Source organism: Streptomyces sp. NPDC047706, assembly GCF_043204795.1.
Classification (GTDB): domain Bacteria; phylum Actinomycetota; class Actinomycetes; order Streptomycetales; family Streptomycetaceae; genus Streptomyces.
This window is the reverse complement of record NZ_JBIDCW010000053.1, coordinates 1-8,788: the sequence shown is the minus strand read 5'-3', so window position 1 is coordinate 8,788 and position 8,788 is coordinate 1. Positions and strand designations below refer to the sequence as shown.

Annotated in this window: 6 protein-coding genes and 2 pseudogenes; 3 read left to right on the top strand and 5 right to left on the bottom strand. The window is 70.6% G+C overall.

Features of this window, described 5'->3' with window-relative positions; genetic code table 11:
- Positions 1-571: 571 nt before the first annotated feature.
- The 4 genes from ACGF8A_RS34240 to ACGF8A_RS34225 all read right to left on the bottom strand — a co-directional run bounded on the left by ACGF8A_RS34240 (position 572) and on the right by ACGF8A_RS34225 (position 5,571).
- On the bottom strand, positions 572-1,684 hold the full coding sequence (locus ACGF8A_RS34240) for a mandelate racemase/muconate lactonizing enzyme family protein (RefSeq protein ID WP_393114691.1): 1,113 nt from the start codon (positions 1,682-1,684) through the stop codon (positions 572-574).
- 588 nt (positions 1,685-2,272) lie between these two features.
- Positions 2,273-3,589, bottom strand: coding sequence for an MFS transporter (locus ACGF8A_RS34235; RefSeq protein ID WP_393114689.1), 1,317 nt, complete (start codon positions 3,587-3,589; stop codon positions 2,273-2,275).
- A gap of 386 nt (positions 3,590-3,975) precedes the next feature.
- Positions 3,976-4,455, bottom strand: coding sequence for a MarR family winged helix-turn-helix transcriptional regulator (locus ACGF8A_RS34230; protein ID WP_393114686.1), 480 nt, complete (start codon positions 4,453-4,455; stop codon positions 3,976-3,978).
- 240 nt (positions 4,456-4,695) lie between these two features.
- Entirely contained in the window at positions 4,696-5,571 is an 876-nt protein-coding gene (locus tag ACGF8A_RS34225; protein ID WP_393114684.1) for a fumarylacetoacetate hydrolase family protein, read from the bottom strand.
- A gap of 203 nt (positions 5,572-5,774) precedes the next feature.
- On the opposite strand from ACGF8A_RS34225, the gene ACGF8A_RS34220 reads away from it, so the two are divergent.
- Positions 5,775-6,995, top strand: a complete 1,221-nt coding sequence (locus ACGF8A_RS34220) for an FAD-dependent monooxygenase (RefSeq protein ID WP_393114682.1) — start codon at positions 5,775-5,777, stop codon at positions 6,993-6,995.
- Positions 6,992-8,044, top strand: a complete 1,053-nt coding sequence (locus ACGF8A_RS34215; RefSeq protein WP_393114680.1) for a cupin domain-containing protein — start codon at positions 6,992-6,994, stop codon at positions 8,042-8,044. Before ACGF8A_RS34220 ends, ACGF8A_RS34215 begins: the two co-directional genes overlap by 4 nt.
- Before the next feature lie 347 nt (positions 8,045-8,391).
- Here ACGF8A_RS34215 and ACGF8A_RS34210 read toward each other — a convergent pair.
- Positions 8,392-8,580 (bottom strand): annotated as a pseudogene (locus tag ACGF8A_RS34210) (glyoxalase); the annotation flags it as partial.
- A 2-nt stretch (positions 8,581-8,582) separates the two neighbouring features.
- Here ACGF8A_RS34210 and ACGF8A_RS34205 point away from each other — a divergent pair.
- A pseudogene (locus ACGF8A_RS34205) lies at positions 8,583-8,702 on the top strand (MarR family transcriptional regulator); the annotation flags it as partial.
- Between the last annotated feature and the right edge of the window lie 86 nt (positions 8,703-8,788).

The window sequence follows — 8,788 nt, the reverse complement described above, 5'->3', positions numbered from 1 at the left end:
CCCTGAACGCCTTCCAGATCGCCTTCGAAGGCCGGCTCACCCCGGCCGCCAACTGACCCCTACAAAAACTGGATCAGCCGTCTACTGGACACACCTTCGGCCGGCGCCCGCACCGCCAGTTCCCGGACCACGCCCTTCGACCGTTTCCCCGCCATGTGAGTCGGTGGCTGCGGCGAAGGACAGCAGTCCGACCGGGCGGGCGAGCGGCCCGACGCGGCCCACGGGGGCGGGATGGGACGGTCCACCAGGAGGGCGTTGTCACGTTGTTGGGTGTGTCGGTTGTGGAACGACCTCGCCCTGGTGGGCGGCGGCCCGTCGACGGGGATTCCGCTCAGCGACGGCGTCATGGGCACCTTGGCCACCCGGGACCGCGACCGCGGCCTTGCGCGCGCTGCCCCCGCACCGATGGTCCGGTGTTCGTGTCGCGCCTCTCGGAGGGAAACCTGTCGGTGGCACGGCGGGGTGTCAGGAGCCCGGGGTCCCCTGACACGCCGCGCGGGCGACCGGGCCTCTGGGCACACAGACCACCACCATCACCACCACCACCGCGCGCGGTGGTGGTGATGTGTGCTCACGGGTGGGTCTGGTAGGTGCGCACGGTGTGTGCCGCGAGCCGCTCGTGGTCCCACAGCATCCCGTGGCCGGGGCGCTCTGGCGGCGCCGCGCGGCCGTCCTTGACCGGGAGGGTCTGGGCGAGCAGGTCGTCGAGCAGCGGGAAGTGTTCCAGCCAGGTGGTGGCGCGGCCGGCTGCGACGAGGTGGACGTGCAGTTCGGGCAGGAAATGCGGGGTGACGCTCGCGCCGTGTGCCTCGGCCAGGGCGTCGATGCGGCGGAATTCCGAGACGCCGCCGGTGAGCGGGGCGTCCGGCATCCACACCGGTGCGCTGGTGGTGAAGGCGGTGTACGCGGAGAGTCCGAGCAGGTGCTCCCCGACCGCCAGCGGCGGGGTGTGGCCGCCGGCCAGAATGCGGTGGGCGTGGGGGTGACGGGAGGGCACGGGCTCTTCGAACCAGGCGACGGCCAGGTCGGCGAGGCGTGGGGCCATCCACTGCGCGGTCGGCAGGTCGAGTCGTTCGTTGGCATCCACCATGATCGTGGCCTGCTCGCCGAGGGCTTCGCGTACGGCGGCGACGCGGGCGATGTCCTGGGCCGGCGGGTGCACTCCCACGCGCAGTTTCACCGCGCTGTAGCCCTCCTCGATGTAGCTGAGGGAGCCTGCGACGAGTTCGTCCGTGCTCATCGCGTGGGTGGCGCGGCCGCTGCCGTAGACGGGTACCTCCTCGCGCTGGGCGCCCAGCAAGCGATAGAGGGGCAGTTGCGCGCGAACGGCCCGCAGGTCCCATACGGCGATGTCCACCGCGGAGGTGGCCAGGAGCGAGATGCCGGTTCCGAGCCGGTGGGTCGCCTCGCGCATCTGGTACCAGGCCCGGTCCCAGTCGTGCAGGGGAAGTCCGACCACGGCCGGCAGGTGGTGTTCTTCGAGCAGGGCGGCGGTGGCTGCCATACCGGGACCCAGGGCGTAGGTGTATCCGGTTCCGGTGGCGCCGTCGGTGTCGGTCAGGGTGACGATCGCCAGTTGGAGCTGGGTGGCACCGGATCCGCCGCGTGCCGCGCCGAGCGGCAGGGTGACGAGCCGGAGTCCGGCGCGGGCGATGCGGCCGCGGCCCGGGGGTGTGCTGGGCACGGTGTGGTTCTCCTTCGGTCGGTCGGGGATGTCAGTCGCGGTGGCTCCGTCCGCGGCCGAAGCCGCGGGCTTCCCACGTTGGTGGAATGTGCCGTCGGCGCAGCGGATCTGGCCGGCGCTCATCGAGGACGTTCGACGCGCCGACGTGGTCTGCCTTGACGGTGAAGCCGCACGTCGTGCGTGCGAACGTCGCCCGGGTGCTGCGGTTCTCCTTCGCGACTGCCCGCATGCGGGGCACGTACGGGAGGTGTCGCGGACGTCCACCGGGATCACCCGGCGACCGGAGAGGCGCACGATGCCCGTGTCGACACCGGCGAGGCCGCCGGTGGCCCGAAGCGGCGCGGCGGGCACCTCGCCGCCGGCAGGGACAACGTACCAGGCAGGCCCTTCCCGCCTGTTGCTGGTTGTCGTCCCCCCACCGCCTCACACGCCGGTGCGGTGCACCCGGACGTGTCCGGCGCCTTGCGGGTCTGTACCGTGTCGGCGGAACGTTTGAACACATGCGGCAGGAGACGCCCTTTCACCTTGCGGTGCACCGCATCTGAGGCCGCGCGCTGATGCACCGGGCACTGCGGGAGGTCCCTCGGGTCACTGCTGGAGCAGGGACCGGTGTCTGGTCTCGGGGGAGAACGCCAGGGTCAGGGCGCCCAGGAGGGCGAAGCCGCCGGCGTACAGGCCCAGCAGGAGGGGCGGCCGGCCGTCGGCGAGCAGGTGGGTGCCGATCAGGGGGGCGAACCCGGCGATCATGCTCGCGACCATGAAGGCGGTCGCGGCTCCGACGTAACGGACCTGAGTGGGGAACAGTTCGGCGAGCCATACACCGATCGGCCCGAAGACCAGGGTGAAGGGGACCATGATCAGGCAGAAGCCCAGGCAGATGAGCAGGGGTTGCGCCGTTTCGAGCAGGGCGAACGCCGGGACGGCCAGGAGCGCGACCCCGAGCTGGCCGGCGATCATCGGGACCTTGCGGCCGTAGCGCTCCACGATGTGAGCCGCGGGGATGATCAGGGCGCCGTGGGTGGCGGCGGTGGCGCACGCGATGAGGATCATGGTGCGCGAGGGGATGCCCAGTGCGGTGGTGCCGTAGGAGACGGAGAACGCGGTGATCAGGTACCAGGTCGTCATTCCGCCCAGTACCGTCAGCATGCCGGTCAGGACCCGGCCGGGGTAGGTGCGGAACGCGACGAACAGGGGTGCGCGGACCAGCTCCTGGCGTTTGGCGGCTTCGTGGAACACCGGTGACTCGCTCACCTTCAGCCGCACCCACAGGCCGACGACCACCATGAAGACACTGAGCAGGAAGGGCACCCGCCAGCCCCAGGCGAGGAACCCCTGCGGGCCGGTCAGGGCCGTGGTGGTCAGGAAGACCAGTGCCGCCAGTACGAAGCCGAGCGGCGGGCCGATCTGCGGGAACGAGGCGTACAGCGCCCGCTTGTGGGGCGGTGCGTGCTCGGCGGCCAGCAGGACGGCCCCGCCCCACTCGCCGCCCACGGCCAGGCCTTGCAGGACGCGGCAGGCGATCAGCAGCACCGAGGCCGTCACACCGGCCGTGGCGTAGGTGGGCAGCAGCCCGATGGCGATGGTCGCCCCGCCCATCAGGAGCAGGCAGATCAGCAGCGACCGCCGGCGACCCACGCGGTCGCCGACAACGCTGAACAGCAAGGAGCCCACGGGCCGGGCGACAAAGGCGACCGCGAAGGTCGCGAACGCGGCGAGTGTCGCCGCCGTCGCGCTTCCGGAAGGAAAGAACAGCGGCCCGAAGGCAAGTGAGGCGGCCATCGCGAAGACGGAGAAGTCGTAGTACTCGATCGTGGTGCCGACGAGACTGGCGACCGCGACCCTGGCCGGGGACGATGCGGGCTCCGCGGTACGCGGTTCGGTGGGCGGAGAGTCGATGCCGGTCATGGTCCCTCCATTGGGATCCAGCGGGCTTGGAAATTCGCGGTCGCCGCTAGAGCGCGGACACGCGTTTCATCAGTGTGCGGATCAATGTGCCCATCCGATGTCGTGGAGTCAATACCTCGGACGCCACCGCAACACTGACTACCACTCAGAAAACTCCTCGGCACCGCGGGGCGGCCCGACCGGCGGCAAGGGCGCGACGCCGGCACGCCGATGGGCGGTGAGGGCGGCGCACGGGGACCGGACGACAGGGCGTACGAGCCCGACGCGGGGCGAACGGGCGGTGGTACGGGCGCCGCGTGGGGCAAGTCAAGGGGGGTACGGACGCCGTCCGTGGCAAGCCGAGGGCGGCACGGGCGCCACGCGGGGTTGCGGGCGGCCGCGGCGGTTCAGTCCTCGCGGTAGTCCAGCAGACCCTTGTGGCGTTCGAGCAAGCAGCCCAGCAGTGTGAGCAGTTGCGTGCGCTGCTCCTCGTCGAGGCCTGCCAGCATGGCTTCGTTGACCTTGACGGCACGGGTCGTCGACTCGAGATACAGGGCGCGGCCGGCCGCTGTCAGGCGCACCACGCGGCGGCGGGCGTCCTCGGGGTCCTTGACCTGACTCACCAGCCTGCGTGCGACTAGCCGGCGTACGACGTCGGCGGTGGTGGAACGGTCGAGGCGGACCTTGGAGCGCAGTGCGGTCTGGGTGAGCGGGCCCTGTTGGGCGAGCGCGTGCAGGATGGCGAACTGCGGTGACGTCAGGCCGCCGGGGAAGACCTCCGACCAGATGGCGACGTGAATCTGCTGGCACGAGCGGAGCAGGTGTCCGGTCATGGTGGACAAGTCGAAGTCGGCCGCCTGGTCGGGAACGTCACGGGAAGGCGTCATCGCTCCCCTCCCTCTGTCCCCTGCCGACGTGCCGGTGCGGCGACACGCCGCACACGCACGCCCGCCGCCGATTGTACAGCCGGTCGGACCGCCGTGCGGGCGTGCGGGGGCGGCGCGGGCCGAGCGCCGACCCGGCGCGTCTCATCAGTACCCGGATCGTTTTCGGAGGCGGGCGCGGTTGGTCGTCTGCCCGGCAGGGTGCGCCCCGGAGCCCGGGCGCCCTGCCGGGCCTTGGAGCCGTCAGCGCTCACGCGTCCCGGTGGGTGAGGGGCCGGCCGAGGGAGCTTGCGCGACTGTCACGGCCAGGGTGCCGATGCTCGAGAGGGTGAGCTCGATCGCGTCGCCGTCGGTGAGGGGGCCGACCCCGGCGGGGGTGCCGGTGGCGATGACGTCGCCGACCTCGAGGGTCATGACCGTGGAGATGTACGAGACGAGCCTGGCGACCGACCAGATGAGGTTCCTGGTGTTGGTCTTCTGCCGGTGCTCGCCTCCGACGGTGCACTCCAGTTCGATGTCGTCGGCCGGGTCCGCCTCGTCGGCGGTGACCAGCCAGGGGCCGAGCGGGGTGAAGGTGTCGAAGGACTTGCGGGTGGAGCGGTCCTCCTTGCCGCGCATGGTGATGTCCAGACACCCGGTGTAGCCCGCGACGCAGGACAGGGCATCGGCTTCGGAGACATGGCTCGCGCGTCGCCCGATGACGACGGCCAGTTCGCCTTCCTGGTCCACGCGGCGGTCGCTGTAGGGCAGTTGGACCACGCCGCCGTGGGGGATGATCGAGGAGGGCGCTTTGAGGAAGACCGCCAGGTCGTGGATGTCGACCGTCATCGCCATCTCGGCGCGGTGCTCGCGGTAGTTGACGGGCGCGGCGACGATTTTCGTCGGGTCGGGGACCGGTGCCAGCAGGTGGATGTCGCCGAGCGCCAGGCTCGGCGCGTCGTCGGGTCCGGGCAGCGCGTCGCGTACGTCCAGCCAGCGCTCCAGTAGCCGCCGCATCGCGCCGGGGCCGCCGGGCTGCCCGTAGCCGCCGATCACCTCACCGAGGTCGACGACCCGGTCGCCGGACACGTAGCCGACCCGGCTGACGTTGCTGCCGTCGTCGTAGGTCACCAGTCGCATGCACACCTGCTCTCGCTGGGCAGCCCATCACGGACCGCAGTCAAAGCAATTCCTTCCGCATACTGACGATATTCAGCTGTTCCGATCCCGGTCAAGACCTTTGCTCGTTCTCAATGCTTGCTTGCAAGGGTGTTGACAACGGCTCAACCCGATGGAACGTTCGTCAGCATGCTGACTAACTATCCTTGTCGGGGACGGATCTGATGGCCCGGCAGGGGGATCCCCCCTTCCTCGTCGCCGGCGGAGGCATCAGCGGACTGACCACCGCGCTGGCACTGGCCCGAGGCGGCCATCGCGTCCGTGTGCTGGAGCGGGCCCCGCAGTTCGCCGAGGTCGGGGCCGGCCTGCAGGTCGGCCCGAACGCCTCGCGGATGCTCGACCGGCTCGGCGTCCTGGAGGCCGTCACGCCCGACGCGTTCTTCCCCAGCCGGCTCACCCTGCGCGACGCCCGGACCGGCGAGCGGATCACCTCGCTGGAAACCGGCGAGGCCTTCCGTGAGCGGTTCGGCTACCGCTACTTCGTCGCCCACCGCGCGGATCTGCACCGCGCCGTGTACGAGGCCTGCCGTGAAACCGGCCTGGTCGAGATGGTTCCCGGCAAGGACGTGCAGCGGATCGAGGAGTCGCCCGCAGGCGCGGTGGTGCACTGCGCCGACGGCAGCCGGTACACGACCGGGGCGCTGGTAGGGGCGGACGGCCTGCGCTCGCGCACTCGCGGTGTGCTGGTCGGCGACGGCGATCCGGATGATTCGGGCTATGTCGCCTACCGCGGGACGATCCCGATCGAGGCACTGGCCGAACACGGCGGCCTGCGCGAGCCCGACGGCATGGTGATCTGGGTCGGCCCCGGTCTGCACCTCGTCCAATACCCGGTCCGGCGGGGCGAGTTGTGCAACCAGGTGGCAACGATCGACACCCGGCGCTGGACCGAGAGCTCCCAGGACCCCGCCGCCCAGCTCCAGGCCGCCTTCGCCGGCACCTGCCCCGATGTGCGTGCCGGCGTCGCGCTGATGGACACCTCACGCCGCTGGTCGCTGTTCGACCGGGCGCCGGTCACCGGCTGGAGCAGGGGCGGCATCACGCTGGTCGGCGATGCCGCGCACCCGATGCTGCAGTACCTCGCCCAGGGTGCCTGCCAGGCCATCGAGGACGCGGTGGTCCTCGCCGACTGTGTCGAGGAGCACCCCGGCGAGACGGAAAGGGCATTCCAGGCCTACGAGGCGCTCAGAGCGCCGCGCACCGCACGTGTCCAGACGACCGCCCGCACCTGGGGCGAGGTCCTGCACACCGACGGGATCGGCGCACAGATGCGCGCGGCCCTGCTGGCGGCGAGGAACCCCGTCGACTACGACGTCGTCGACTGGCTCTACGACATCGCCCCGTCCACCACCGCACAGAACACCGCGAAGGAGCCCCTGGCATGACAGCGACACCGAAGCCGGATGCGAGCACGGACACCGTCTACGACGAGTTGGACGCGCTGCACGTCGGCGCTCTGTGGCGGCACCTGAGCAACCTCTTCCCGGCCCAGCCGCCCGCACGGGCGCTGCCCGTCCACTGGGACTACGCGAAACTGCGCCCCTACATGCTGCGTTTCGCCGACTCGCTGTCCATCGAGGAGGCCCAGCGGCGTGTGCTGATGCTCATCAACCCCGGGATGCGGGACACCTCGGCGACCGTGACGGGCCTGTACGCCGGAATCCAGATCATCCTGCCCGGTGAGCAGGCCCAGGCACACCGCCACTCCGCCAACGCCTTCCGGTACATCATCGAAGGCTCCGGCGCCTACACCACCGTGGCCGGTGAACGCGTCCACATGAGCCCCGGCGACCTGCTGCTCACCCCCGGCTGGCAGTGGCATGACCACTACCACGAGGGCGAGGGCCCCATGATGTGGCTCGACGGCCTGGATTTCCCGCTGGTCAACTCGCTGGACACGGCCTTCTTCGAACTGCACGACCAGACGGCGCAAAAGCCGGCGGTTCCCGACGACCTGTCCTCCCTGCAGTTCATCCACGGCCGGCTCAACCCGTCGTGGATCGGCGAGCGTTCGGCCAGTTCACCGATCGGGAAGTACCCCTGGGCCGAGACCGAGCGTGCCTTCGAGGCGATCGCCGACCATGCCACCGGAAGCGAGATCGACGGGATCTCACTGGAGTACACCAACCCCTGGACCGGCGGTCCGGTCATGCCGACGATGGCCTGCCGTATCCAGCGTCTGGTGCCCGGCTTCCGCGGAGCCGCCCGCCGGCACACCGCGGCGACCATCCTGCACGTCGTACGCGGCCAGGGGACCACCGTGGTCAACGACCAGGAGTTCCACTGGGGCGACAAGGACGTCCTGGTCGTGCCGTCCTGGGCGACCTATCGGCACGTCAACACCTCGCGGACCGACGACGCGGTGCTCTTCGCGTACTCCAACGAACCCGTCGTCAAGGCCCTGGGCCTGTACCGGGAGGAGCTGATGCGCTGAGGCGCCGCGCACGGAAGTGCGGTTCTCCGGCGTTTCACGGGCCGGCGACACGATCCTCCGGTGTCCTCACCACGGCCTGATGGTGGTGCACAGTGGTCACGGGTGTCCGCACGGCGCACCCGCGGTTGCCCCGGGCCCGGACGTCACGTCCGCCCGGGGCGGCCGGCAGGGGACAAGGCACCCGGGCGAAGCGGTGGCGGCCCCCTGCCCGGCCCCTCACCGCGGCGCACGCGGCCGGCGGGTCCGGCATGCCGTCGCCGTCTCCACGGGCCGCGCGTCGATGGCTGGACGATGCCGTAAGGCGGACGCGGCCCGTTACCGTCCGTCGGACGGGTCAAGTACGGGGTTCAGCGGCCGGCCAGGCGCTGCTTGACCTCCTGGATCACCCAGCCGTTGCCGTCCGGGTCGCTGAAGGTGACGTACGAGCCGTAGGAGGCGCGCTCGGGGTGCAGGCCGGCCCGCCTTTCCTGGTCCGCGAGGCCGTGGGTGACGTCCCCGCCCTCATGGCCGTGGTGGAGGAGACCGTTGGCGTCGTGTGCGGGCATTGACCAGCCGCTACCGACCGCTGCTGGAGGAGATCAACCTGACCTACCCCCAGTACCTGGTGATGCTGGTCCTGTGGGAGCGTGGAGCCCTCCCCATGAAGACCCTAGACGCAATGCCGCTGTTTTAAGCCGTGACCTTGGGTTTTCGCTTGGTCGGGGCGGTCTTGGACGCTGGAACGATGGTGACCGCATCGGCCGG